Origin of the sequence: Streptomyces sp. NPDC007971, from assembly GCF_042958635.1 — a bacterium.
Taxonomy (GTDB): domain Bacteria; phylum Actinomycetota; class Actinomycetes; order Streptomycetales; family Streptomycetaceae; genus Streptomyces.
The window spans coordinates 92,819-116,784 of sequence record NZ_JBIBJK010000015.1; the positions used below are offsets into that span (position 1 = coordinate 92,819).

General features: G+C 71.4%; 22 protein-coding genes and 2 pseudogenes. 9 read left to right on the plus strand and 15 right to left on the minus strand.

The genetic code is table 11. The annotated features are described in order from the left end of the window. Positions 1–75: 75 nt before the first annotated feature. Positions 76–291: a hypothetical protein gene (locus ACFZCP_RS29325; protein ID WP_391432399.1), complete on the minus strand. Its 216-nt coding sequence runs from the start codon at positions 289–291 to the stop codon at positions 76–78. Between ACFZCP_RS29325 and ACFZCP_RS29330 the strand changes: the two genes are divergently transcribed. The 4 genes from ACFZCP_RS29330 (at position 290) to ACFZCP_RS29345 (ending at position 5,425) form a co-directional block, all read left to right on the plus strand. Next, the gene (locus tag ACFZCP_RS29330; RefSeq protein ID WP_391432401.1) at positions 290–2,281 is read left to right on the plus strand and encodes an ABC transporter transmembrane domain-containing protein; all 1,992 of its coding nucleotides are present in this window, start codon (positions 290–292) and stop codon (positions 2,279–2,281) included. The genes ACFZCP_RS29325 and ACFZCP_RS29330 overlap by 2 nt on opposite strands. Next, complete coding sequence (locus ACFZCP_RS29335) at positions 2,278–4,059, plus strand: ABC transporter transmembrane domain-containing protein (protein WP_391432405.1); 1,782 nt, start codon at positions 2,278–2,280, stop codon at positions 4,057–4,059. Before ACFZCP_RS29330 ends, ACFZCP_RS29335 begins: the two co-directional genes overlap by 4 nt. A gap of 589 nt (positions 4,060–4,648) precedes the next feature. Further along, positions 4,649–5,119 carry a DUF5709 domain-containing protein gene (locus tag ACFZCP_RS29340; protein ID WP_362686067.1) on the plus strand — a complete coding sequence of 157 codons (471 nt, stop codon included), beginning with the start codon at positions 4,649–4,651 and terminating at the stop codon, positions 5,117–5,119. A gap of 42 nt (positions 5,120–5,161) precedes the next feature. After that, a complete protein-coding gene (locus ACFZCP_RS29345; protein WP_391432410.1) occupies positions 5,162–5,425 on the plus strand; it encodes a type B 50S ribosomal protein L31 in 264 nt (87 codons plus the stop codon). A 14-nt stretch (positions 5,426–5,439) separates the two neighbouring features. Here ACFZCP_RS29345 and ACFZCP_RS29350 read toward each other — a convergent pair whose 3' ends face one another. Next, on the minus strand, positions 5,440–6,234 hold the full coding sequence (locus ACFZCP_RS29350; RefSeq protein ID WP_362686073.1) for a metal-dependent hydrolase: 795 nt from the start codon (positions 6,232–6,234) through the stop codon (positions 5,440–5,442). A 145-nt stretch (positions 6,235–6,379) separates the two neighbouring features. On the opposite strand from ACFZCP_RS29350, the gene ACFZCP_RS29355 reads away from it, so the two are divergent. From ACFZCP_RS29355 to ACFZCP_RS29365, 3 genes are all read left to right on the plus strand, one after another. Continuing rightward, positions 6,380–8,893 carry a DUF3516 domain-containing protein gene (locus ACFZCP_RS29355; RefSeq protein ID WP_391432414.1) on the plus strand — a complete coding sequence of 838 codons (2,514 nt, stop codon included), beginning with the start codon at positions 6,380–6,382 and terminating at the stop codon, positions 8,891–8,893. Positions 8,894–8,912: 19 nt separating this feature from the next. Beyond that, a complete protein-coding gene (locus tag ACFZCP_RS29360; protein ID WP_391432417.1) occupies positions 8,913–9,782 on the plus strand; it encodes an acyl-CoA thioesterase domain-containing protein in 870 nt (289 codons plus the stop codon). 546 nt (positions 9,783–10,328) lie between these two features. Then, positions 10,329–11,636: an alpha/beta hydrolase family protein gene (locus tag ACFZCP_RS29365; RefSeq protein ID WP_391432420.1), complete on the plus strand. Its 1,308-nt coding sequence runs from the start codon at positions 10,329–10,331 to the stop codon at positions 11,634–11,636. A gap of 411 nt (positions 11,637–12,047) precedes the next feature. Here ACFZCP_RS29365 and ACFZCP_RS29370 read toward each other — a convergent pair whose 3' ends face one another. The 7 genes and pseudogenes from ACFZCP_RS29370 to ACFZCP_RS29400 all read right to left on the minus strand — a co-directional run. Beyond that, a complete protein-coding gene (locus tag ACFZCP_RS29370) occupies positions 12,048–12,797 on the minus strand; it encodes a hypothetical protein (RefSeq protein ID WP_391432423.1) in 750 nt (249 codons plus the stop codon). Between the two features lie 100 nt (positions 12,798–12,897). Then, positions 12,898–13,242, minus strand: coding sequence for a hypothetical protein (locus ACFZCP_RS29375; protein ID WP_391432426.1), 345 nt, complete (start codon positions 13,240–13,242; stop codon positions 12,898–12,900). 339 nt (positions 13,243–13,581) lie between these two features. Continuing rightward, on the minus strand, positions 13,582–13,983 hold the full coding sequence (locus tag ACFZCP_RS29380) for a VOC family protein (RefSeq protein ID WP_391432429.1): 402 nt from the start codon (positions 13,981–13,983) through the stop codon (positions 13,582–13,584). Beyond that, entirely contained in the window at positions 13,980–14,501 is a 522-nt protein-coding gene (locus ACFZCP_RS29385) for a cupin domain-containing protein (RefSeq protein ID WP_391432432.1), read from the minus strand. The genes ACFZCP_RS29380 and ACFZCP_RS29385 overlap by 4 nt, the downstream gene beginning before the upstream one ends. 48 nt (positions 14,502–14,549) lie before the next feature. Beyond that, positions 14,550–15,803, minus strand: a complete 1,254-nt coding sequence (locus ACFZCP_RS29390) for an MFS transporter (RefSeq protein WP_391432435.1) — start codon at positions 15,801–15,803, stop codon at positions 14,550–14,552. A 96-nt stretch (positions 15,804–15,899) separates the two neighbouring features. Continuing rightward, a pseudogene (locus tag ACFZCP_RS29395) lies at positions 15,900–16,361 on the minus strand (malonic semialdehyde reductase); the annotation flags it as partial. A gap of 175 nt (positions 16,362–16,536) precedes the next feature. Beyond that, positions 16,537–16,962: pseudogene (locus tag ACFZCP_RS29400) on the minus strand (FAD-dependent monooxygenase); the annotation flags it as partial. A 153-nt stretch (positions 16,963–17,115) separates the two neighbouring features. Here ACFZCP_RS29400 and ACFZCP_RS29405 point away from each other — a divergent pair. Continuing rightward, complete coding sequence (locus ACFZCP_RS29405; RefSeq protein WP_391432438.1) at positions 17,116–17,409, plus strand: TetR/AcrR family transcriptional regulator C-terminal domain-containing protein; 294 nt, start codon at positions 17,116–17,118, stop codon at positions 17,407–17,409. Between the two features lie 191 nt (positions 17,410–17,600). On the opposite strand, the gene ACFZCP_RS29410 is transcribed toward ACFZCP_RS29405, so the two are convergent. Both ACFZCP_RS29410 and ACFZCP_RS29415 read right to left on the minus strand, forming a co-directional pair. Then, positions 17,601–18,593, minus strand: coding sequence for a DUF6397 family protein (locus ACFZCP_RS29410; protein WP_391432441.1), 993 nt, complete (start codon positions 18,591–18,593; stop codon positions 17,601–17,603). 126 nt (positions 18,594–18,719) lie between these two features. Further along, the gene (locus ACFZCP_RS29415; RefSeq protein ID WP_362686118.1) at positions 18,720–19,133 is read right to left on the minus strand and encodes a roadblock/LC7 domain-containing protein; all 414 of its coding nucleotides are present in this window, start codon (positions 19,131–19,133) and stop codon (positions 18,720–18,722) included. A 92-nt stretch (positions 19,134–19,225) separates the two neighbouring features. On the opposite strand from ACFZCP_RS29415, the gene ACFZCP_RS29420 reads away from it, so the two are divergent. Continuing rightward, on the plus strand, positions 19,226–19,654 hold the full coding sequence (locus tag ACFZCP_RS29420) for a TIGR03618 family F420-dependent PPOX class oxidoreductase (RefSeq protein ID WP_391432444.1): 429 nt from the start codon (positions 19,226–19,228) through the stop codon (positions 19,652–19,654). Between the two features lie 67 nt (positions 19,655–19,721). On the opposite strand, the gene ACFZCP_RS29425 is transcribed toward ACFZCP_RS29420, so the two are convergent. The 4 genes from ACFZCP_RS29425 to ACFZCP_RS29440 form a co-directional block, all read right to left on the minus strand. Further along, positions 19,722–20,324, minus strand: coding sequence for an ATP/GTP-binding protein (locus ACFZCP_RS29425; RefSeq protein ID WP_391432447.1), 603 nt, complete (start codon positions 20,322–20,324; stop codon positions 19,722–19,724). Positions 20,325–20,519: 195 nt separating this feature from the next. Next, complete coding sequence (locus ACFZCP_RS29430) at positions 20,520–20,933, minus strand: DUF742 domain-containing protein (protein ID WP_391432450.1); 414 nt, start codon at positions 20,931–20,933, stop codon at positions 20,520–20,522. Positions 20,934–20,952: 19 nt separating this feature from the next. Further along, a complete protein-coding gene (locus tag ACFZCP_RS29435) occupies positions 20,953–21,393 on the minus strand; it encodes a roadblock/LC7 domain-containing protein (protein ID WP_391432857.1) in 441 nt (146 codons plus the stop codon). A gap of 32 nt (positions 21,394–21,425) precedes the next feature. Beyond that, entirely contained in the window at positions 21,426–23,963 is a 2,538-nt protein-coding gene (locus ACFZCP_RS29440; RefSeq protein WP_391432454.1) for a nitrate- and nitrite sensing domain-containing protein, read from the minus strand. Positions 23,964–23,966 lie beyond the last annotated feature (3 nt).

A 23,966-nucleotide genomic window follows, 5' to 3' on the forward strand; every position in this document is an offset into this window, starting at 1 on the left:
CGGCACTCCACGACGCGACCCTGTCACGGCTTGTCACCGCCGCCTCCACCCCGCCACGAGCCGCTCCCCCTGGCCTCACCTTCCGTTCCACTCCCTTCCCTTCCGCTCTCTTCCCCTCCGCTTCATCCGCGCCTCCTCCTTTCCGCTCCTCCTCTTTTCCGCTGCTCCTCCTTTCCGCACCATTCGCTCCTCTTCCTTTCCGCTCCGTCCGCTCCTCCTCCCTTCTCCGCCCTTCTCCGCCCTTCTCCTCCACTCCCCTCCCCTCCCTGACACGAGCCACTGGGACGTCATGCAGATCCAAGACCTTCCGTATCCCGACCCCGGCGTACCTGACGCACGCTCGGGCCCTCGCTTCCTGTGGTGGCTCTGGCGCAACCAGACGGGCGGCCAGCTCAAGTCACTGGCCTGGGGCATGCTGCACTTCGTCTCGGTCTCCGTCCTCCCCTTCTGCGTCGGGCTCGCCGTCCAGGCCGTCATCGACCACTCCGACACCCGGCTCGCCCTGACGGGTGGTCTGATGGCGCTGTGCGCCACCGGGATCGCCGTCGGCGACACCTTCCTGCACCGCACGGCCGTCACCAACTGGATCACCGCCGCCGCCCGGGTCCAGCAGTTGCTGGCACGGCAGGCGGCCCAGCTGGGGTCCGCGCTGACCCGGCGGGTCGCCGCCGGTGAGGTGGTGGCCGTCTCCACCGGCGACGTGGAGAAGATCGGCTGGTTCGTCGAGGCCGTCTCCCGGTTCACCGCGGCCGCGTTGACGGTCGTCGTGGTCTGCGTCGGCCTGGTCGTCTACCAGCCCGCTCTGGGCGTGGTCGTCGCCGTCGGCGTGCCGGTCGTGGCGCTCGCGGTGCTGCCGCTGCTTCCCCGGGCCACGCGCCGGGCCGACATCCAGCGCGAGAAGGCGGGCCGGGCCACCGAGCTGGCCTCGGACACCGTCGCCGGGCTGCGCGTGCTGCGCGGCATCGGCGGCGAGGAACTGTTCCTCGACCGCTACCGCGGCGCCTCGCAGGACGTGCGGAAGGCGGCCGTGCGCAGCGCCCGGATGTGGTCGCTGATCTCCGCGATCCAGGTGCTGCTGCCCGGGCTGCTGCTGATCGCGGTCGTCTGGCACGGCATCCATCTGGCCCGCCAGGGCCGGATCACGATCGGTGAACTGGTCACCGTCTACAGCGCGGTCATGGTCCTCAACTACCCGCTGCGGCACTTCGAGGAGATCGCCATGGCGTACTCCTTCTCGCGCCCGTCGGCCAAACGCGCTGCGCGCGTGCTGTCGCTGCAGCGGACCACGGACGTCGCAGGGGCACGCCAGGCGCAGGTGCCGAGCGGCGACCTGTACGACCCCGCCACCGGTCTGCTCGCGCCCGCCGACCAGCTCACCGCGGTGGTGTGCGGCGACCCGGACGCCGCCGGACGGCTCGCGGAGCGACTGGGCGGCCACCCCTCCGAGCCGGGCCCCTCCGTGCTGCTCGACGGGGTACCGCTCGACGACCTCCCTCTCGACAGTGCCCGCACCGCCGTCCTGGTCCAGGACAAGGACCCGGTGCTGCTGTCCGGCTCACTGCGCGACCTGCTCGACGTGCCTTCCTCCGGCACGGTGGGCGCCGAGGACGCGCTGGCGGCCGCACAGTGCCAGGACGTCCTGGAGGCACTGGTGCAGGGGTCCCTGGATGCCGCCGACCCACTGGACGCCCGTATCACCGAGCGCGGCCGCTCGCTGTCGGGCGGCCAGCGCCAGCGGCTCGCACTGGCCCGGTCCCTCGTCACCGACCCGGAGGTGCTGGTCCTGGACGAGCCCACTTCCGCGGTCGACTCGCACACCGAGGCCCGGATCGCGGACGGACTGCGCCGGCTGCGCTCGGGCCGGACGACCGTGGTGTTCACGTCGTCGCCCCTGCTGCTGGACCGTGCGGACCGGGTCGTGCTGGTCCATGAGGGCGAGGTCGCCGCGGTCGGCGTACACCGTGAGCTGGTCGAATCCGAGCCGCGGTACCGGGCCGTGGTGACGCGGGAGACCGAGGACGAGCCGGCCCCTGCAGGCCCCGGACGCAAACCGGTCCCGGCAGGCCCGGGGGACAAGCCGGCCACGGCCGCCCACGGGGACAAGCCGGTTCCGGAGGGCCACAGGGACATGCCGGTTGCCGAGAGCACCGGGGACAAGACGGTCCTGGAGAGCCACGGGGACAAGACGGTCCCGGCAGGCCCGCAGGGCGAGGACATGGCTGACAGGAACACCCTGCTGGGCGTTCTCGAAGAGCTGGAAGAGATCGAGGAGAGCGCATGATCGGCGTTGCGCCGCCGGCGTACGACCCGGCGGCCCCGACGACCACCACCACCCTGCCCGTCGGCGCAGCCGCGACGGTGCGCGCCTACGTGGCCGAGCTGTTCCGCCGGCACCGCCGGGCCTTTCTGTTCCTCGTCGCCGTCAACACGGTGGCGGTGGTCGCCTCGATGGTGGGCCCGTACCTGCTCGGCGGCCTCGTCGAGCGCGTGTCGGACCGGGCACGGGACCTCCACCTGGGGCTGACCGCCGCACTGTTCGTGGTCGCGCTGCTCGTGCAGGCCGTGTTCGTGCGGCAGGTGCGGCTGCGGGGCGCGATGCTCGGGGAGCGGATGCTGGCCGACCTGCGCGAGGACTTCCTCGTCCGCTCGGTGGGGCTGCCGCCGGGCGTGCTGGAGAGGGCGGGCACCGGCGATCTGCTCTCCCGCATCACCACGGACATCGACCGCCTCGCCAATGCCATGCGGGAGGCCGTGCCGCAGCTGGCGATCGGTGTGGTGTGGGCGCTTCTGCTGCTCGGCGGGCTCGTCGTGACCGCGCCGCCGCTGGCGGCCGCCGTCCTGCTCGCGGTGCCCGTGCTGGCGCTCGGGTGCCGCTGGTACTTCAGACGGGCGCCGGCCGGCTACCGCTCCGAGGCCGCCGGTTACGCCGCCGTCGCCGCCGCGCTCGCCGAGACCGTGGACGCGGGACACACCATCGAGGCCCACCGGCTCGGCGACCGGCGCATCGCCCTGTCGGAGCAGCGGATCAAGGAGTGGACCGCATGGGAGCGCTACACCCTCTGGCTGCGGTCCGTGCTCTTCCCGGTCATCAACGCGGTCCACGTCCTGGTGCTCGGATCGGTCCTCATGATCGGCGGCACCTTCGTGCTGCAGGGCTGGATCGACGTGGGCCAGCTGACCACGGGTGCACTGGTCGCGCAGATGCTCGTCGACCCGGTGAACCTGATCCTTCGCTGGTACGACGAGGTACAGGTCGCCCAGGTGTCGCTGGCCCGCCTGGTCGGCGTCCGGGACATCGAGCCGGACGCCGGGGACGCCTCGCTGGCCCCGGGCGGACGGGACGTGCACGCCGAGAGCGTGCACTTCGGCTACCGCGAGGGCGTCGACGTGCTCCGCAAGGTGTCCCTGCAGGTCGCGCCGGGCACCCGGATGGCCCTGGTCGGCCCTTCCGGCGCCGGAAAGTCCACGCTGGGCAGGCTACTCGCCGGGATCTACGCGCCCCGGGACGGCCGCATCACCCTGGGCGGCGCGGAACTGTCCCGGATGCCGGCGGAACGCGTCCGCTCGCACGTCGCCCTGGTCAACCAGGAACACCACGTCTTCGTCGGCTCCCTTCGCGACAACCTCCTGCTGGCCCGCACCGACGCCACCGACGCCGAACTGTGGGCGGCCCTCGGCGCCGTCGACGCGGACGGCTGGGGACGGGGGCTGGACGACGGCCTGGAGACCGAGGTCGGCTCAGGCGGGGTGGCGCTGACGCCGGCACAGGCCCAGCAGATCGCACTGGCCCGGCTGGTGCTGGCCGACCCGCACACGCTGGTCCTGGACGAGGCGACCTCGCTGCTCGACCCGCGCGCGGCCCGTCACCTGGAACGCTCCCTGGCCCGCGTCCTCGACGGCCGCACGGTGGTCGCCATCGCCCACCGTCTGCACACCGCCCACGACGCCGACGTGATCGCCGTCGTGGAAAACGGCCGCATCAGCGAGCTGGGGAGCCACGACGAGCTGGTCGCGGCGCAGGGAGCGTACGCGGCGCTGTGGCGGTCGTGGCACGGGTGAGCCGGCGCCCCGGCCACTCCCAGCGGCTCCCGGCCACTCCCGGCCACTCCCGGCCAGAGTGTCGGCGGCTCCTGGCGGATCCCGGCCACAGTGCTGGCGGCTCCCGGCCGATCCCGGCCAGGGTGTTGCCCGCTCCCGGCGACTCCCGGCCGGAGTGTCGGCAGCTCCCGGCGCCTGCAGCCAGGGTGCCGGTCAGGGGGTCGGCGCTGCCCCGTGGTGCCTGACCTGGTGGGCCCTGCCATCGGGTGCGGCCGGTGACTGCCGGTTCCGGCGGGCGGCGGGTCCCCGCCCGCCTCGGCCGCTCGCAGGGACGATCCGGGACGGGAGTCCGCGGGCCCACCCGGTCGGAGGAGTGGGCCGGGCCCCGTCGCCGGGCCCCGGGCGTGCCCGCGCGGGGCTGCCGGGCCCACAGCCTTGCCCCGTGCCGTTGCGCGGTGGCGAACAGGGGTGGAAGGCTGGATACCGGCACCGGTTCGGGGAGCGCCGGGGAACCCGCCGGTTCCCGTCGCGTGGCACCCGTGCCGAGCGTGCCGACGGCGCGCTGCCCCTCGCGGGGGCACGAGGCCGTCCTCACCACCTGGAGGTACCCGTGGACACCGCCGACGGATGGGGGGACGACGTCTACCAGCCCGACGCCTCGGATGTCAGGGAGGACTCGGGCGTGCTCGACGTCGAGGACACACTGGACTTCGACGGCGTCGACGACCCCCTCGACCGGGGCTGGTCCCCTCCCGAGCGGCCGTGGGCGGTGGAGCACACCGGCGTGACGGCGAGCGAACGCCTGACCGGGGAGACACTGGACCAGCGGCTCGCCGAAGAGCTGCCCGATGCCCTGGCGCCGGACGGCGACGGCATCGGCGACTGCGACGGCACCGACGGGGAAATCCTGGACAACGAGGTCGGCCATCTGCGCTCCGGCCGCCTGGTCGCGCCGGACGAGGGCGCGCACGAGGACGAGGAGAGCGCCCTGGTCGCCACCGACGTCGGCATCGACGGCGCCGCGGCGTCCGCCGAGGAGGCCGCGATGCACATCGTGGACGAGGACTCCCTGTCCGGCTGATCCGCACGCACCCTGCCCGACCGCCCCGCTCGAGGAGCCGCCATGCAGCAGGACAAGCAGCCCGACTACCACCCCGTGGTCTTCCGCGACCGCGCCGCCGGATACGCCTTCCTCACCCGGTCCACCGCCGGCAGTGATCAGACCATCGAGTGGGACGACGGCCGGACCTACCCGGTGATCGACGTGGAGATCTCCTCCGAGAGCCACCCCTTCTACACGGGCAAGGCCCGCACGGTCGACACCGAGGGCCGCATCGCACGGTTCGAGCGCCGGTACGGCGGAGCGGAGCAGGACGAGGCCACCTGAGCCGGAGCGCCGCGTCAGATCACATTGAGGGCCGCCGCGCAGCCCACTCCCCCGAGCAGCATGAACACGGGCATCAGCACCTTCAGCTCGACCCAGCTGCCCGCCCGGAACCGCATCGCCTTCGGCGGGCCCAGCGGGTACCAGCGCTTGCGGCCGAGCGGGATGGGCCACAGGATCGGGCATCCGGAGACGGTCAGCGCGTCCCCGATGTCGTGCACCAGCGCACCCAGCACGACCGGCAGCCCCAGCCACAGGTACTCCTGGCCCGGCGCGGTGAACAGCCAGTCCGAACCGTTGCCCGGCTTGTCCAGGATGCCCGCGAGGATCCACGCACTGGTCGCCGCCAGCAGCCAGACCAGGACATCGGCGCTGGAGCCGCGCGTCGCCCGCCACAGCAGGCCCTCGATGGCCAGCACCACGTGCGCGAACAGGATCGCCAGCACCGCCCAGCGGCCCCCGGTGATCGCCGCCGCCGAACAACCGCCACCGATCATGACCGCCCACAACCAGGTGTGCGTCAGCGTGCGGTGCCCCCCGGAACGGCGCGGGTCCCCCGCCTTCCTCGTCGACTTGTAGACGGCGTACGACAGCTTGTCGACGATCTCGCAGAGCCAGTGCGACAACGGCCCGAAGGCGCGCGAGATGGTCGCCGCCTTGTGGTCGAGGTCCGGGGCGAGTGCGGCGCCCGCGCAGATCAGCGCGCCGACGAGCAGGACCGGCCAGGGCATCGGGTGCCCGGCCGCGGCGGCGGCCGCTCCGACGCCGAGCCAGGCCGCGGCCCCCGACAGTGAGTGTGCTGGTCCCATCATGGCCGCTTCCCGCCCCATTCCTCGTGTGCCGCTGTCCAGTTGACACGGTGCACTGACGCGCCGTCGGCGACACAGCGTAGCGGTCGCGATCTTCGCACCTGCAGCCGATTCCCCCCTGGAGGACAAGGGCAGGCAAGATGGGGGCGTGACCCTCATCGATCAGCTGCCGCCGACCGCCGACCCCGACGCCCTCTACGAAGCCTTCGAGTCGTGGGCACAGGAGCGCGGCCTCACCCTCTACCCCCATCAGGAGGAGGCGCTGATCGAGGTGGTCTCCGGGGCGAACGTGATCGTCTCGACGCCCACCGGCTCCGGCAAGAGCATGGTCGCCGCGGGTGCGCACTTCGCCGCGCTGGCCCGGGACGAGGTCACGTTCTACACGGCACCGATCAAGGCGCTGGTGTCGGAGAAGTTCTTCGAGCTGTGCAAGATCTTCGGCACCGAGAACGTCGGCATGCTCACCGGCGACGCCTCCGTGAACGCCGACGCACCCGTGATCTGCTGCACGGCCGAGGTTCTGGCCTCGATCGCGCTGCGAGACGGCAAGCACGCGGACGTCGGCCAGGTCGTGATGGACGAGTTCCACTTCTACGCGGAGGGCGATCGCGGCTGGGCCTGGCAGATCCCGCTGCTGGAACTCCCCCAGGCGCAGTTCATCCTGATGTCGGCCACTTTGGGGGACGTGTCCTTCTTCGAGAAGGACCTCACCCGCCGCACCGGCCGCCCCACCTCGGTCGTCCGCTCGGCGACCCGACCGGTGCCTCTCTCCTACGAGTACCAGCTCACCCCGCTCACCGAGACGCTCACCGACCTGCTGCAGAGCAGGCAGGCCCCCGTCTACATCGTGCACTTCACACAGGCGCAGGCCGTGGAGCGGGCACAGGCGCTGATGAGCATCAACATGTGCTCGCGCGAGGAGAAGGACCAGATCGCCGAACTGATCGGGAACTTCCGCTTCACCACCAAGTTCGGCCGGAACCTCTCCCGTTACGTCCGCCACGGCATCGGCGTGCACCACGCCGGCATGCTGCCCAAGTACCGGCGTCTGGTGGAGAAGCTCGCCCAGGCCGGTCTGCTGAAGGTCATCTGCGGCACCGACACGCTCGGCGTGGGCGTCAACGTCCCCATCCGGACCGTGCTGTTCACCGCACTGACGAAGTACGACGGCAGCCGGGTGCGCACGCTGCGGGCCCGCGAGTTCCACCAGATCGCGGGCCGGGCCGGCCGGGCCGGCTTCGACACGGCGGGCCTGGTGGTCGCGCAGGCACCCGAGCACGTCATCGAGAACGAGAAGGCCCTCGCGAAGGCGGGTGACGATCCGAAGAAGCGCCGCAAGGTGGTGCGCAAGAAGGCGCCCGAGGGGTTCGTCGGCTGGACGGAGAACACCTTCGAGAAGCTGATCGCCTCCGACCCCGAGCCGCTGACCTCGCGGTTCCGGGTGACGCACACGATGCTGCTGTCCGTGATCGCCCGTCCCGGCAACGCCTTCGAGGCGATGCGGCACCTCCTGGAGGACAACCACGAGCCGCGCAGGCAGCAGCTCAGGCACATCCGGCGGGCGATCGCCATCTACCGCTCGCTGCTGGACGGCGGGATCGTGGAGAAGCTCGACGAGCCGGACGCAGAGGGCCGTATCGTCCGGCTGACGGTCGACCTCCAGCAGGACTTCGCGCTCAACCAGCCGCTGTCCACGTTCGCGCTCGCCTCGTTCGAACTGCTCGACCCCGAGTCGCCGTCCTACGCGCTCGACATGGTGTCCGTGGTCGAGTCCACGCTGGACGACCCGCGGCAGATCCTCGTCGCCCAGCAGAACAAGGCGCGCGGCGAGGCCGTGGCCGCGATGAAGGCGGACGGCGTCGAGTACGAGGAGCGCATGGAGCGCCTCCAGGACGTCACGTACCCCAAGCCGCTCGAAGAGCTGCTCTTCCACGCGTACAACACCTACCGCAAGAGCCACCCGTGGGTCGGTGACCACCCGCTGTCGCCCAAGTCCGTCATCCGTGACATGTACGAACGGGCGATGTCCTTCACGGAGCTGGTGTCCTTCTACGAGCTGGCCCGCACCGAGGGCATCGTGCTGCGCTACCTCGCCAGCGCCTACAAGACCCTCGACCACACCATCCCGGACGACCTGAAGTCCGAGGACCTGCAGGATCTGATCGAGTGGCTCGGCGAGATGGTGCGCCAGGTGGACTCCAGCCTGCTGGACGAGTGGGAGCAGCTGGCCAACCCGGAGGAGATGACCGCCGAGGAGGCACGGGAGAAGGCAGACGAGGTCAAGCCCGTCACCACCAATGCCCGCGCCTTCCGGGTGCTGGTCCGCAACGCCCTCTTCCGCCGGGTGGAGCTGGCCGCACTCGACCAGGTGGAGGAACTCGGCGAGATGGACGCCGACTCCGGCTGGGACGCCGACGCATGGGGCGAGGCGATGGACAAGTACTGGGACGAGTACGACGACCTCGGCACCGGCCCCGATGCCCGCGGCCCCAAGCTGCTGGTGATCAAGGAGGAGCCGGAGAACGGTCTGTGGCGGGTCCGTCAGATCTTCGACGACCCGAGCGACGACCACGACTGGGGCATCAGCGCCGAGATCGATCTGACGGCCTCCGACGCCGAGGGCCGTGCCGTCGTACGCGTCACCGATGTCGGCCAGCTGTGAACACAGGAGAATCCCACCGATGACGAACCCGGCCGAGAGACTGGTCGACCTTCTCGACCTGGAGCGGATCGAGGTCAACATCTTCCGCGGCCGAAGCCCGCAGGAGTCTCTGCAACGGGTCTTCGGCGGCCAGGTGGCGGGCCAGGCCCTGGTCGCCGCCGGCCGCACCACGGACGGCGAACGCCCCGTGCACTCGCTGCACGCGTACTTCCTGCGCCCGGGCCGGCCGGGCGTGCCCATTGTGTACCAGGTCGAACGGGTCCGTGACGGGCGGTCGTTCACCACACGCCGGGTCACGGCCGTGCAGCAGGGCCGCACGATCTTCAATCTGACCGCCTCCTTTCACAAGCCCGAGGAAGGACCGTTCGAGCACCAGCTGCCGCCGGCCCGGGAGGTGCCGCACCCGGAGTCCCTGCCGACGGTGGCCGAGGAGATCCGCAAGCACCTGGGCGCTCTGCCGGAGCAGTGGGAGCGGATGGCACGCCGCCAGCCCTTCGACATCCGTTACGTCGACCGGCTGCGCTGGAACGCCGAGGAGATACAGGGCGCCGAACCGCGCAGCGCCGTGTGGATGCGCGCGGTCGGTGCGCTCGGGGACGACCCGCTGGTCCACACGTGCGCCCTGACGTACGCCAGTGACATGACCCTCCTCGACGCGGTCCGCATCCCTGTCGAACCCCTTTGGGGCCCGCGGAACTTCGACCTCGCCTCGCTGGACCACGCCATGTGGTTCCACCGCCCGTTCCGCGCGGACGAGTGGTTCCTGTACGACCAGGAGTCACCGGTCGCGGTGGGCGGCCGCGGTCTGGCCAGGGGCCGCATCTACAACCTCGAAGGGCAACTGATCGTGTCCGTGGTACAGGAGGGACTCTTCCGCAAGCTGGGCTGACCTGCGGTTTCACCAGCGTCCTCATCGCCCCTGCGAGGGGTCACAACCACACGTCAGCCGGCCAGTGCCCCCTGCCCGGCACGCAAAGTGGCCTGCCCGCACCCGATCGAGAGATCTGCAGGCCGCCCAGGACGCACGAGGGCATCACCGACCACCTCCCACCCAAAACCTGCGGCGAACAGAACACGACCGAGTTGCACCTGCGAGGGGACCCCCTCGCACCGCCCCGATCCACGCGCAGGTCACGCGCCCGTTCGGAGAGGCTACTCACGCCGGCAAGAAAGCCCGCTGCTCGGCGAGCCCACGGGCTGGCGTTCCGCGCTTCTCGCGGCGGGGGGGGGCGGCAGGCAGAACCATCTACTCGGTGATCGCACCTGCTCGCATGATGCAACTGCTCGTCCCGCCCGCCGCCGCGGTGAACGCCAGGGGCTCAAAATCCGTAGGCCACTGCGGCGGTACGACGTACGACAGTCGATCGCCAGTTCTTCGATCGCCGACCGACAAAGGGGTCCCATGAAACACCGCCGCCCGCGCCACCGTCGCAGAGTGATCGCCAGAGCGGTCGGTACGGCGGGTGTGCTGGCCGTCGCCCTGGGTGCGGGGATGACGCCGGCGATGGCCGCCGGGAAGACGTCCAACAAGCCCACCGCCACCGGGGCCTCGCCCGACCAGGACGACACGCCCTGGGCGCCCCAGAACGACGAGGCGCCGCCACAGCACAAGGCCGTCCGTCCGGCAGTCGTCACACCCCGCGCGGCCACGTCCGCTCTCCAGCTCAGTCTGCCCGCGCCGACCGGGCGCCACGGCGTAGGCACGTTCAGCCTGCACCTCGTCGACAAAACCCGCCCGGACCCGTACGTGCCCGGCAACAAGCCGCGCGAGCTGATGGTGTCGTTCTGGTACCCGGCCGCCTCGACCCGCGGTCACTACGCGGCGCCGTGGATGCCGTCAGCCTCCGGCGCCCACTTCCTCGCCTCCCAGGGCCTGACGCCACAACAGGTGACGTTGCCGAAGACCGCAGGCCATGTCCTCGCCCCGGTCGCCACCAAGCTCGGCAAACTGCCCGTCCTCCTGTACTCCAGCGGGCTGCACTCGGACCGCGCCAGGGGCACCGTGCTCGCCGAGGACCTCGCCAGCCGCGGCTACCTCGTCGTCACCGTCGACCACACCCACGACGCCAACGAGGTGCAGTTCCCCGGGGGACGAGTCGAGGTCAACACCATGCCGGCCGGCGCGCACTCGGCCGACACGCTCAACGTGCGCGCCGCCGACATCCACTTCGTCATCAACCAGCTCGCCACGATCGCCAAGGGCGGCAACCCGGACGTCGACCACGCCAGGCTCCCCACCGGTCTGTCGCACCACGTGGACATGTCCCGCATCGGGATGTTCGGCGCTTCGCTGGGCGGCGCGGCGGTCGACACCGCCATGCAGCTCGACCACCGCATCGCCGCCGGCGCCAACCTGGACGGCCAGTTCTTCGGCTCGGCGCCGAGCAAGAACCTTGACCGCCCCTTCCTGCTCTTCAGCTCCGGCACCCACAACCGCAACAACGACAAGTCGTGGCGCACGCTGTGGTCGCATCTGAAGGGACACCGGATCGACATCCAGCTCCACGGCTCGGCGCACGTGTCGTTCGTCGACGACGAGGCGATGGCGCCCCAGGAGGCGAGCCTGCTCGGGCTCTCCCCGGCCCAGCTCCAGCAGGTGTACGGCACGATCGACCCCAACCGCGCGATCGAGATCCAGCGCGTCTACCTCGCCGCCTTCTTCGACCAGGAACTGCGCCACCAGCACGGCACCCTGCTCGACGGGCCTGACAAGAAATACCCGGAGATCTCCTTCGTCCGCTGACCGAGGCATCCGAAGCGCCTGCATGTGAGGCCCGCCCCTCGGACTCAGGTGGAAAACGGCACCAGCGGCGACGAAGTGGGCCGGGCGGCCCTTCCTGCAAAGGGCCGCCCGGCTGTTCAGCGAGTGGGCCAGGACGCCAGCCGCCGTCCGCCACAGAGACGAGTCTTCGGCTTCTGTCACGGGCGCTCCGCCCTATGCAGCCGGTCCTCCCCACGCGCTCCCCAGCGACGCAGATACGTGGCCCGGTCCGCCGCAACACCGCCGATCGCAGCACTGGCCCGGATGGCCGGCATCGACATCCGCTTCCCGCGCCGTGCCCTGGACCCGGCTCCTCCCGGTCGGCCCGCTGGCCGTGACTGCCGTGGAGGCTGCCCGGCTCCTGACCCTTGGTGCTCGGGTCGCTCTGTGTCTTCAACAACTGGTCGTTGATGGTGTACGTGTAGGTCGTGGTGTACTCGACGGCAGCGGCGCCTCGGATGTCCGCAGAGTGAGGGTGGTGCCGGTCGGCTTGCCGAAGGTGGTGTAGCCGGTGGTCGCCACCGTGTAGCCGTCGGCCGTGCCCTGGACGTAGCGGGTGGAGGAGGTCGGCAGACCGATCCGCAGGGTGTCGTAGGTCCAGGACGCGAACTCGAAGTTGTCCTTCGACGTGTCCTTGCCGGTGCGCTTGCGCCCCAAGAGATCGTAGGTGTAGTCGAGTTCGACGTGCTTGACGTCAGTGGTGGAGGTTAGGTCGCCTGCGTCGTCGTACCCGTAACGGCTGCCGCCCGCGTCCGGGTCCGTCTGGGACTTCTTCCGGCCGAGCAGGTCGTGGACGGAAGTCCACACCCTCTTGTCCGGGCCGGTGACTCGGTTCTGTTGCCCGGCAAGGTTGTATCCGTATGGAGTGGCCGAGGTGGTGCCGCCCGTTGCACTGAAGCCGGTGGCCGCGGAGCCGGAGGGTGGGCAGGGCGGTGCACTGATCCAGTTCAGTGGTCTGACCGCGGGCGTCGACGGCCGTGGTGGTGGCCACGCCGCCCTTCGGGTGGGGAGGAGGACGGTGGTCTTGTCTCCGGTGCGGGCGGTGGTCGTGGTCCAGGTCTTCTTGCCGTCGTGTCCCCCGGTGGCCAGGTCGGCTCGGCCCTGCCCGTCGTAGTCGGTGACGGTCGTGTCCGGGATGGACACCTGTGAGACGGATAACCGATCTTGGGCAGAGCCGGACTCTGCTGGCCGTCACCGTCGTAGGCGAAACCGTTGGTGTCGTAGGACGTGCGGATGTCGGAGATCAGTGTGCCGCCGGGAGTCGCCCCGGCTGTCGGGCAGTCCTGGGCTGTGGTGATCGTCTCACCGGCAGCACCAGGGTTTGCGTGCTGCCGGTGAGGTAGCGGTTGTAGGTGCATTTGGCGACGTTGTCGCTGTCGGCGGTCTCACCCCGGTCGTCGACCTGGATCGGCATGCCGGCCGTCGGTTCGCCCGGCGTGCGGTTGTAGAAGGTGTCCGTCTCGGTCCTGCGCCGGCCGTACGAGACCGCCTCCCGGCTCAACGACTTGGCGGTACGCACCATCTGCGCCGTCAGGTCCGGCAGACCGCCGCGCGACCGCAAGGCTGTGGGGCCGATGACCGTCGGCACCGTGACTTCCGCCCTGCTCAGGCGTCCGGTTGCGCCGGCATAGGTGTTGGTCTCGAATGCCTTCCCCGCCTACCTCCGCCTACCAGACCTGGCAACGCGGCACGGGTCACGCCCGAATGACTGTATACGCCTCCGACGGACGGGGCATCCCTACCCATCACTCCTACCAGTAAAGGGCGTTGCAGAAGGCTGTGATCAAGCAGCCTGATGCGGGCTGTTGGCCTGGGCGATCATGCGGCGAGGGCGAGGTTGTGCAGGCGGGCCGCAGCCTCGACGGCGTGGTGGAGGCCGTCCTGATCCAGGCGCGCGAGTCCGCCGTGCCGCTGCGAGGCCGCGGGTTCAGCTGGTCCAGGTGCGTGAGCACAGGACGAGCAGGTACCCGTCGGGGTCGGCGACGGTCACGCCGTACCTGTCCCAGTAGGGGTTGTGCGCGGGAACCCTGGTGCCCCCGTTGGCCTCCAGGCGGTCGACCAGGGCCTGGTCGACCGGGGCGCCGAGGTACACGACGAACAGGTCGTCCACTGTCGGGGTGGGCTCGAGCGGCCGTTCGGGGTCATGCGTGAGTTCGAAGTGCCAGGCGGCGCCCGGCGGGCCGACCATCAGGAGGTCGTGCTCACCCGCGACACGCTCGGTGGAGCGCCACAGGACGTCCAGGCCGAGACCGTCTACGGAGAAGCGCTCGGCGGCTGCGAGGTCCCGTGAGGGCCGGGCCACCCGGATCCGGGCCGTGGAGTCGATCACGCGGAACGCTCCAGGGCGGCGCGCCAGACCGGGCTGTCGACGTAGTGGTTGTCGAAGCGTTCCGAGGACTCGGCGATCTCCTTCGGGTCTGCCTCGCCGCGCATCACCCGGCCGAGCAGGCGCAGGTAGTCGAATCGGCCCATACCGGGGGTGAAGACGAACAGGACATCCGCTTCGCAGCCCGGGGCGGCCGCGAAGGCGTGCGGGGTGTGGGGCGGTACGGCGAGGAAGTCGCCTGCCTTGAGGACGGTGACTTCCTCGCCCACCAGGACCTGCAGGGCTCCGCTGATGACGAAGAAGAGTTCCGAGGCCCGGGTGTGGAAGTGGGCAGGCGCCCCCATCGCGCCCTTGGCGAAGGTGGATCGGTAGCTCGTGCAGCCGCCCGCGGTGCCGTCCGAGTCGGCCAGCAGGGTCATCACGCTGCTCGGGTCGGCACAGGTCTCGGCATCTGCATGGCGGGTCAGCACCGCCTCGAGCGGGGTCGTGGTCGTGGGCGTGGTGGGCGTTTCCTCGTTCATGATGGTGCTCCTGGGTGTGAGGGTGCGATGGGACTGGGGTGAGGCGTTTCAGCCGCCCAGCGTGATCAGGGCTGCGATCGCCGGGCCGAAGGCGCCGCCCAGCTGGTAGCAGAGGTTGAACAGGCCGATCGCTGTGGGGCGCTGAGTGGTCGGCGCGGCCTGGGTGGCGTACACCGCGAGCGTGGCCTGGCCTGCGCTCGTCGTGAAGACGGCCAGCGTCGCGACCAGCAGGAGCAGCGGCGCCCAGGGGGTCAGCACGGCGGTGAGCGGGGCCAGCGCTCCCACCGTGAGCAGGATCGTCAGGACCCGCGGGCGGCCGAGCCGGGCTGACGCCGCGGCCAACACCATGGAGAGCACGGAGCCCGCGAGGAGGGCGACCAGTTGGCCGGTGCCGATCGTGGAGGTCGACCAGTCGGTACGCTCGCGCAGCAGCTGCGGGATGGTGAAGAGCAGCGTGAAATACGAGGTCGCGAAGGTGCAGGCGAGCAGGGCGGAGAGGGCGAAGGCCCGGGTGCGCAGCAGCGTTGCGGGGACGAAGCCCGTGGGGTTGGACCGGATGTGCAGGGCCAGTAGCGCGGCCGTCAGCAGCGAGGCGGCCACTGCCGGGAGCGGATGGCGCGGGACGAGTACCAGGGCCGTCGCCGTCAGGACCAGCAGGGCGGCGCCCCGGCCGTCGAAGGGGGTGGTCTGCTTGGGTGCGGACAGGTCGGCGCGGCGCATGACCGCCGGCAGGGCCAGGAGGGCGACCACCCCGACAGCGAGGGACACCCGCCAGGAGGCCGTGCCCGCGATCGTCGAGCCGATCAGCGGTCCGACCGCGCCCAGCGTCCCGAAGCCCGCGGTGATCACCCCCATTCGGCGGACCGAGCCCGCCAGGCTCATCGCCGCGGTGACCAGGCCCGCGCCGCCCACCGCCTGGGCCGCCCGGCCTGCCATGGCCAGCGGCAGCCAGGGCGCCATGGCGACGACCGCGGTGCCGGCCACGATCAGGGCCGCGCTCAGCCGGAGCGTGTTGCCCAGGCCGCGGCGGCGCAACAGGCCCGCCATCAGCGGGGTGCCGACGGCCATGGCCCAGGCGAAGACCGTCACGAGCCAGGTCGCCGTGGCCGTACGGATGCCGAGCGAGCCGGCCATGTCGGGCAGGATCAGGACCGGGCTGTTGGCGCTCGCGGCGACCGGGGCGGCCAGCAACGCCAGCCAGGCGGAAGGGACATGGCGCGTCGGTGTGGCGGGCGTGGTGGCGGTGGCGGTGGCCGGCGCCTGCGCGGCGGGGCGGGGGCCAGGGCGGGCAAGCAGAGACATGGCAGGCTCCGGAAGGTGAGGGGGTCGGCGTGGAGGGCTCAGGGACGTCAGGAAGGCAGTTCAGGCAGGCCAAGCAGCTCACGCAGCTCTGGCGGCTCAGACCGTGGTGACGACCTCGTGGTAGGCGAGCCGCGGCGAGCGCGGGAACCAGGCGTCCGCTCCGGGGCGGCCGATGTTCACGACCATCAGAGGCGTGTGGTCGTCGTCCAGGAACTCCTTCTGCACACCCGGGAAGTCGAAGCCGGTCATCGGCCCCGCGGCCAGCCCCGCCGCCCGCACGCCGAGGATGAAGTACGCCGCCTGGAGTGCTGCGTTGAGCAGTGCGGACTCCTCGCGGACCGGGCGGTCGGCGAAGAAGAGGTCCTTGGCCTGGGGGAAGTGCGGGAGCAGCGCGGGGAGCTCCTCATGGAACTCGTTGTCGGCGGCGAGGACCGCGACCAGCGGCGCGGCTGCAGTCTTGCGCCGGTTCCCCTCGTCCATGAGGTCCACGAGCCGCTTGCGGGCCTCGTCGGAGCGGACCAGGACCACCCGCAGCGGCGACTGGTTGTAGGCGGTCGGGGCCTGCAGTGCGGTAGGCGTGCCCGGTGTGGTCGAGCCCGAGGTGGTTGGGGGCGGTGAAGATCGCGCAGTGTACGCCCAGGTGCCTGACGAACTGTTCCTCCGGGCCGAACGCCAGACGGCGGGTGTGGGAGTGGAGCCCGTCCGCGCCGATCACCAGGTCGAAGCGGCGCGGCGCGCCGTGTTCGAAGGACACGGTCACGCCGTGGGCGTCCTCGGTGAGCGAGGTGATGGAGTCGCCGAAGACGTACTCGGTGTGCTGCCTGGTGGCGTCGTACAGGATCCGGGCCAGGTCGCCCCGGAGGATCTCGATGTCCCCGGCGAACATGTCCGCGGGCAGCTCGGCCTGCCGCTTGCCCGCGTTGTTGACGTAGGACATCGAGCCCATGCCCGTCCGGACGCGCTCGAGGTCGGCCAGGATGCCCATGCGGCGCAGGACCGTCAGGTGGGCCTCGCCGCGGAAGTCGACGGCGTAGCCGCCGTCGCGGAGCGCGGGGGCGCGCTCCACGACGGTGGCCTCAAAGCCGTGCCGATGGAGCCAGTAGGCGAGCGCGGGGCCGGCGACGGAGGCGCCGGAGATCAGTACCTTGCGGTTCGTCATGCCTCAGACTTTCTACGGGAGCGCTCACCGCGGGCTCACCGTGCGCTCACCGCGCTCGCCCGCACCGCGGAGGAACGACCGCGCTCACCGGTGCGCGGCCACGGCCTCAAGGACGGACTCCACGGCCTTCTCTAGCAGCTGGCGCTCTTCAGAGTGGTGACACGGGACGCCCAGCGCTTCCCCGAACTCGGCGGCTGTTACCAACAAGAGATCCTCGGAGACCGCATGGCCCTGTTCACCCGGCACCTGTCCCACTGGCCGACGGACCTGCGCGCCAAGATCAGCGACCCCACCCGGGCCGCGCACGTCTTCTCCGCCCTGCTCCAGGCGGAGATCGTGGACACCGCCCTGCTCAATGGACCGGCCCCCGCTCCTGACGCCCTCCGCGCCCGCTCCCAGGAAGCCGCGAACGACCTGCTTGCCCTCGCCGAGGCTGGACGGCTGTAATCGACGTTCGCCCTCGGACGTCAGCGCTCACTTGCTGCAAGACGGGTCCGCGGCGCTCAACGAGGGGTGCAGCAGGTGGCGCTCCCCTCTTTTTCCGGCTCGGACCGCTGCGTGGCGCCGGGCGGCCACCCAGTCCGAGGGACCGAGTGTGCACATGGTGTCGAGTAAGCGATGCGGGTCCCTGGAGCGCGCTAGAGGTCTGCGGGCCGGGACCTTCTGCCGCGCAGCCAGGCGCGCAGTCCGCGGGGCGGCCGCGGCGTACCCTGCTCGGCCCCGTGCCCCCGAGGGGGACGGGGCGAGACCGGCCGCGGCGCGGCTCCGGCGTGTCGTACGGCCGTCGGCGACATGCGGTGGGCGTGGTGCTGGGCCGGGCGCGGGACGGAGGCAGCGTGCCGTGGGCCCGGGCGCGGGGCGGGCGCGTGGTGGCGTGCCTCCTGGACCGCGTGGGCCAGTTCGCTGCGCAGCCAGTCGGCCTCGTCGGCGTCGAGTGCCGTCATGAGGTGCTCGGCCAGGTGTGCGGACGGCGATCCCGGGGCGCTCGTGCCGGGCGGACCCGGCCGGAAGCGGTTCAGCCGAGCACGCTCGTAGGGGTCCTTGACGATGTCCGCGACCTCCACGGGTGCGAGAAAGGCGGCCACTGCCCCGGCCCGTGCCCATGGCTCCTCGGCCTCGCGCAGCAGGAATCCCAGGTGCCGGCCACGCCAGTTGCGGGCCCTCAGGTCCACTCCGGCCGCCAGCTGCCCCCTCAGGCTCTCGGGCGTGCGCCCCTTGAGCAGGTGTGCGTTCTCGGCGTCGGCAGCGAATTGCCGTAGCTCCTCGGCCAGGTAGAGCCAGACCACCGCCCGGTAGCGATTCAGGTGGAAACGCACCGGCACCAGCAGGCTCAGTCGCGCGAGCCGGGTGAACCTGCCCGCCGGGATGTCCATGAGCGCGGCGCCCTCCGCCGTACCCACGATCTGCACGCGCTCGCGGAGCGTTTCGGGAAAGCCGTCCTGGGCGCGCAACCGGTCGATCTCGGTTCGCTCGATCCGGCGACCTCCACCTCCGCCCTCGTCGGGCACGGTGCGGATACGGCCGAGGTGGACGGCGAGGGCGAACTCGCTGCGCCTGAGGCGCAGTTCACGAGCAGCGCGGCTCGGTGCGCAGGCGTCGCGGCGGGATGGGACGAAGGTGTTTCCCGACATGGTCGTACTCCCCCGTGGAGTCGGTGGCTCATCCGGCCTACGGCGGCCGTGCACACACCGTAGCCGCTGCGGCACATGTCGTGGCGAGCCTGTGGACAACTCCGTGGGGCGGAGCGAAGGCGCAGGTCAGAAGTCTGTCGTGGGAGCGCGTTCGGGTTGCCGGGCGTCCACGCCGAGGTGTTCGCCGACCCGGTTGACGAGCAGGGTCATCTCGTAGGCGATCTGACCGATGTCGGCCTCTGCGCCGCTGAGCACGCACAGACAGCTGCCGGTGCCGGCGGCCGTGACGAACAGGACGGCGTCGTCGTACTCGATCATGGTCTGGCGTACCCTGCCCGCGCCGAAGTGGCGTCCTGACCCCTTGGCCAGGCTGTGCAGCCCCGACGCGACGGCGGCCAGATGCTCGGCGTCCTCGCGGCGAAGCCCTGTGCTCGCTCCGGTGACCAGGCCGTCGTTGGACAGGATCAGCGCGTGCCGTACGTGGTCCACCCGCTCGGTCAGATCGTCCAGGAGCCAGCCGAGTCCCTGGTTGTGCACCATGTTCCGTCTCCCCGTGTGACGGCTCCTCCTGGCTGGAGGAACTGTCCGCCAGCCTTCCCCACGACCGGCGTGCGGGCAAGCAGGATGGGCGTATGGCACAGAATATGACCGATGAGGAATGGCGGGCGTTCGTCTCGTACGGCACCCGAACCGGCAAGTTGTCCACCGTCAACGCCGATGGCAGCCCCCATGTGGCCCCGATCTGGTTCCTGCTGGACGGGGACGACGTGGTCTTCAACACCGGTGCGACGACGGTGAAAGGGCGCAATCTCGCCCGTGACGGACGGATCGCCCTGTGTGTGGACGACGAGCGGCCGCCGTTCCACTTCGTGGTGCTGCACGGGCGCGCCCGGCTGTCGGAGGAACTGGACGAGGTGCGCCTTTGGGCCACCCGCATCGCCGCCCGGTACATGGGCGAGGAGCGCGCCGAGGAGTACGGCGCCCGCAACGGCGTCCCGGGCGAGCTGCTGGTCCAGGTCGCCGTGGACAAGGTGGTGGCGCTGAAGGACCTGACCGGCTGAGGCTCAGCCGACCGCGTCGGGAAACCCGGCGGTGCTCAACCGACCGCGTCGAGGAGCCGGGCGGTGCTCAACCGACCGAGTCGAGGAGCCGGGCGGTGTGCATCCGCCCGGCGTACTCGACGAGGCGGATCAGCACCTCCTTGCCGGAGTCCCGGTCGCGCGCGTCGCACAGGACCACGGGCGTTCCCCGGTCCAGGTCGAGGGCCCTGGCGACGTCGTGGGCGCCGTGGGCGCGGGACCCGGCGAAGCAGTTGACGGCCACCACGAACGGGATGCGTCGGTGCTCGAAGTAGTCGACCGCCGGAAAGCAGTCCTCCAGCCGGCGGGTGTCGGCGAGGACCACGGCACCGAGGGCTCCCTGGGAGAGTTCGTCCCACAGGAACCAGAAGCGGTCCTGTCCCGGCGTGCCGAACAGGTACAGGGAGAGGCCCGAGCGGATGGTGATGCGCCCGAAGTCCATGGCGACGGTCGTGGTGACCTTCCTGTCCACGCCGTCGGTGTCGTCGACCAGCTGACCAGCCTCGCTGAGCAGTTCCTCGGTGCGCAGCGGCCGGATCTCGCTGACGGCCCCGACCAGGGTCGTCTTGCCGACACCGAAACCGCCGGCGACCAGTATCTTCAGCGCCAGGGCCGACATGTCGTCGGCGTCGTCGGAGTACTCGGAGACCATGATCACTTCTCTCGGGAGGGCCGGTTGCGGTCGGGGGGTGGCACTCGGGACGGAAGTCAGCATCATGACAACTCCGGGACTCTTTCGGGGGATTGGACCGGAATGCACCTGATGTGACCGACTTGGATCTGGTTGGTTCCGGAAGGTGCGCGGAACGGGATGCCATGAGGTTCCCGACGGGTTCTGCATGTTCGTCTACAGCGCCCGCAGCCCCTCGATGACCTCGCGCAGAATCCGCTCGTCGGGCAGTTGGGCCGGCGGCACCGGGCGGCTGATGGTGACACAGCCCATCTCCACGAGATCGCCGAGGAGCACCCTGACCACGCCCACCGGCAGGTCCGCGCCTGCCGCGAGTTCGGCGAGGGACTGAGTCTCCGTACGGCACAGATCGACCAGCGCCCGGTGTTCGGGTCCGAGCGCGGTGCCGTCGTCCAGCGCCGGTGCGGCCGCGTCGAGGGTGACGAGGGCGATCAGGTCGAAACGCACTCCGGTGGGGCCGGGCTGGGTGCGTCCGCCGGTCATGGCGTACGGGCGGACCAGGGGCCCGGCCTCGCCGTCGTACCACTGGCTGCCCTGTTCGCGCGGGCCGCCCGTCGGGATCTCGGTCATGGGTGCAGCCCCTTCGGGCTCATCCGGCGGCGGGAGGCCGGGCGGTGGCGCGCGGCGCCGCGCTCAGGTGCTCGCCCACACGCTTGACCAGCCGTGCCATCTCATAGGCGACCAGACCGATGTCGGCGGTGACGGCGGTGAATACGGCGAGACAGGAGCCCTCGCCGGCAGCGACCACGAAGAGGAATGCCTCGTCCATCTCCACCATGGTCTGGCGCACGCCGCCCGCTCCGAAGTGCCGTCCCGCGCCCTTGGCAAGGCTGTTGAAGCCGGAGGCCACGGCGGCCAGGTGCTCCGCGTCCTGCTGTGCGAGGCCGGTGGAGGAGCCGACGGCCAGGCCGTCGTTGGACAGCACGACGGCGTGCCGTACCTCGCCCACCCGCATCACCAGGTCGTCCAGCAGCCAGTCGAGTTCGCCGGACCGCCGGGCAGCGGTCCTCATGCCGGGGTCATGGATCATGCCGTGGTCCTGGATCAAGCGGGGGTCCTGGATCATGCGGGGTCTCCTTCGGTGGTGTCACTGCCCGTTTCGGGGTGCGGTGCGGTGCCACGGCCGGGCCGCCTGCCGCCACCGCGCGCCCAGCCGTCGCGGTAGGCCGCCATACGGTCCCGTACGAGTTCGGGGGTGCGACGGTCGTCGGCGCGCGGGACGGGGTGCGGCTCCGGTTCGCCGGGAGTCTGACGGCGGAGTTGGGGGGCGAGGCTCGCCTGGCGCACACGGCGCGGGAGGCCGTCGGAGGATTCGGAGCCGCTCGGTGGGCGGTGCGGCCTCAGGGCCGTGACTCCGGGGGGCGGGGGTTCCTGCGGGGGCGTCGGGGTGGTCTGGGGGGCGGCTGCGAGAGCGGGCCGGGATCCGGGTCCGGGCTGCGCGGTGACCGCCGACGGGGGCTCGGGCGAGGGTGGGGGCGCGTCGGGCACGCGCGCGTACGCGCGTTGCTGCTCCGGAAGTGCCTGCGCCTCCTCGTCGGCGGGGCGTTGCGCGGCACCGGTGTGCAGCAGCGGCGTGGGCAGGAGGACGACCGCGGTGGTGCCTCCGTAGGGGGACGTGCGCAGTTGCACCTTGACGGCGTGCCGGGAGGCGAGCCTGCTGACCACGAACAACCCGAGGCGGTCGCTGTCGAACAGGTCGAGTGCCTCGGACTGCTCGATCCGCCGGTTGGCCTCGGCCAGGGTCTCGGCGCCCATGCCGAGACCCCGGTCCTCGACTTCGAGGGCGTAGCCGTTGCCGACCGGCTCGCCGGTGATCCGCACGCGCGTGTGGGGCGGTGAGAACTGGGCGGCGTTCTCGACGAGTTCGGCCAGCAGGTGGGTGAGGTCGGCCACCGCCGTACCGACGACGGACACCTCCGGGAGCCGGCGTACTTCCACGCGCGCGTAGTCCTCGACTTCGGAGATGGCGGCGCGTACGACGTTCGTGAGGGGCACCGGCATGCGCCAGGCCCGGCCGGGTGCCGCTCCGGAAAGGATGATCAGGCTCTCGGCGTGGCGCCGCATCCGGGTGGTGAGGTGATCGAGGCGGAAGAGGTCGCTCAGCTCGTCGGGATCGTCGGAGCGCCGCTCCATGCTGTCCAGGAGACTCAGCTGGCGGTGGACCAGCACCTGGCTGCGCCGGGCCAGGTTGACGAAGACACCGGAGATGCCGCTGGCGAGTTCGGCGCGCTCCACCGCGGCATGCAGGGCGGCGCGGTGGACGACGGTCAGGGCTTCCGACACCTGGCCGGTCTCGTCCTCCGCGGGCGGTCCGGCGGGCGCCTCGGCACGGATGTCGATCTCCTCGCCCGAGCGAAGTTTCCGCATGGCCGCGGGGAGTTTGTGGCGGGCGATCTCCAGGGCGTCGTTGCGCAGGCTCACCAGCTCGACCACCAGCGCGCGTCCGATGCGGACGGAGACGACGAGGGAGGCGGCGACGGCGGCCAGGCCGAAGAGCACGGCGGCGCCGGCCGGACCGACCAGGCCGCGTGTGACCGGGTCGGCGCGGCCCGCGACGGCACGCCCGGTGTCCGTCGCGATGGCCTGCATTCCGTCCTGCACGCGCGCGTGGGCGGTGCTCCAGGCGGCCGTCGGTGCCGTGTCGACCGCCTTGGATCCGGTGCGTGCGGTGAGGATCCTGTCCTCGGCGGCGGTGAGCGAGGTGTAGTCGCTGCCGGCGGCGAGGTCGCGCCAGGCGGTGCGCTGAGGGGCGGGCAGGTCGGCGACGGCAGCCACGGTGAGGGCGCGACGTGTGGCGACGGCTGCGCCGAACAGCCGCAGCCGCTCGCTCTGCCGGCCGTCGGCCGGGCGCGTGTTGCCGAGGACGGCGTCCTCCTGGGCCAGTGCCTCGCCGGCGCGGGAGAATTCGAGCAGTACGCGCGCGTCGGTGCCGACGTCGGTCTGCTGGATGCCGGTGAGGGCGCCGTCGACCGTGAAGGCCGTACCGATCGTCTGCGTGTACTGGTCGTACACCTCGATCCAGCCGGTCCTGCGGTCGAGTACGGCGGTCCGCAGCGCGTGCAGGTGCTCGGCGCCGGCGACGAACGCCCGGAGATGCTCGGCGACTTGGCCGGGCAGTTCCTGGCCGTCGGCGACGGTGGCGCCCTCGCCGAGCCGTAGCCTGGCCACCGCGCGGTCGGTGCGGGCGGCGAGCCGGAGAAGGGCGTCGCCGTCCCCCGCGCCCGGGTCGCCGGCCTGACGCACGGCGGCGGTGCGCTCGGCCTGCAGGGCGGTGACGGCCGCTGCGACCGGGGCGCGCAGCTCGGCGTCGACCTGCTGCGACTGCCGCAGCCGGGCGACGTCCTGGGCGGTACTGACGGTGGCGTAGGCCCACAGGGCGAGCAGGGAGACGACGGGCACCATCAGCAGGGAGACCACCTTGGCCCGCACCGTGCGGGGCCGCAGCCGCCAACGGCCCGGGCGGTAGGACGCATTGTCGGGCAGGGTGCCGAGGGGCCGTTCGGTGTCTTCTTCGGCGGGTGGTCCGGCGTGTGCGCGGCGTCCGCGCGGCGAGGACGGCTGCGGGCTGTCGGCGTTCGCAGTGCTACGGGGTGGGCGCATGGC

Excerpts from the sequence above, each read along its gene's own strand:
- ACFZCP_RS29330 (WP_391432401.1), top strand. The coding sequence starts at position 290 with ATGCAGATCCAAGACCTTCCGTATCCCGACCCCGGCGTACCTGACGCA.
- ACFZCP_RS29325 (WP_391432399.1), bottom strand. The coding sequence starts at position 291 with ATGACGTCCCAGTGGCTCGTGTCAGGGAGGGGAGGGGAGTGGAGGAGA.
- ACFZCP_RS29335 (WP_391432405.1), top strand. The coding sequence starts at position 2,278 with ATGATCGGCGTTGCGCCGCCGGCGTACGACCCGGCGGCCCCGACGACC.
- ACFZCP_RS29345 (WP_391432410.1), top strand. The coding sequence starts at position 5,162 with ATGCAGCAGGACAAGCAGCCCGACTACCACCCCGTGGTCTTCCGCGAC.
- ACFZCP_RS29350 (WP_362686073.1), bottom strand. The coding sequence starts at position 6,234 with ATGATGGGACCAGCACACTCACTGTCGGGGGCCGCGGCCTGGCTCGGC.
- ACFZCP_RS29360 (WP_391432417.1), top strand. The coding sequence starts at position 8,913 with ATGACGAACCCGGCCGAGAGACTGGTCGACCTTCTCGACCTGGAGCGG.
- ACFZCP_RS29385 (WP_391432432.1), bottom strand. The coding sequence starts at position 14,501 with ATGAACGAGGAAACGCCCACCACGCCCACGACCACGACCCCGCTCGAG.
- ACFZCP_RS29390 (WP_391432435.1), bottom strand. The coding sequence starts at position 15,803 with ATGTCTCTGCTTGCCCGCCCTGGCCCCCGCCCCGCCGCGCAGGCGCCG.
- ACFZCP_RS29410 (WP_391432441.1), bottom strand. The coding sequence starts at position 18,593 with ATGTCGGGAAACACCTTCGTCCCATCCCGCCGCGACGCCTGCGCACCG.
- ACFZCP_RS29415 (WP_362686118.1), bottom strand. The coding sequence starts at position 19,133 with ATGGTGCACAACCAGGGACTCGGCTGGCTCCTGGACGATCTGACCGAG.
- ACFZCP_RS29420 (WP_391432444.1), top strand. The coding sequence starts at position 19,226 with ATGGCACAGAATATGACCGATGAGGAATGGCGGGCGTTCGTCTCGTAC.
- ACFZCP_RS29425 (WP_391432447.1), bottom strand. The coding sequence starts at position 20,324 with ATGGTCTCCGAGTACTCCGACGACGCCGACGACATGTCGGCCCTGGCG.
- ACFZCP_RS29430 (WP_391432450.1), bottom strand. The coding sequence starts at position 20,933 with ATGACCGAGATCCCGACGGGCGGCCCGCGCGAACAGGGCAGCCAGTGG.
- ACFZCP_RS29435 (WP_391432857.1), bottom strand. The coding sequence starts at position 21,393 with ATGATCCATGACCCCGGCATGAGGACCGCTGCCCGGCGGTCCGGCGAA.
- ACFZCP_RS29440 (WP_391432454.1), bottom strand. The coding sequence starts at position 23,963 with ATGCGCCCACCCCGTAGCACTGCGAACGCCGACAGCCCGCAGCCGTCC.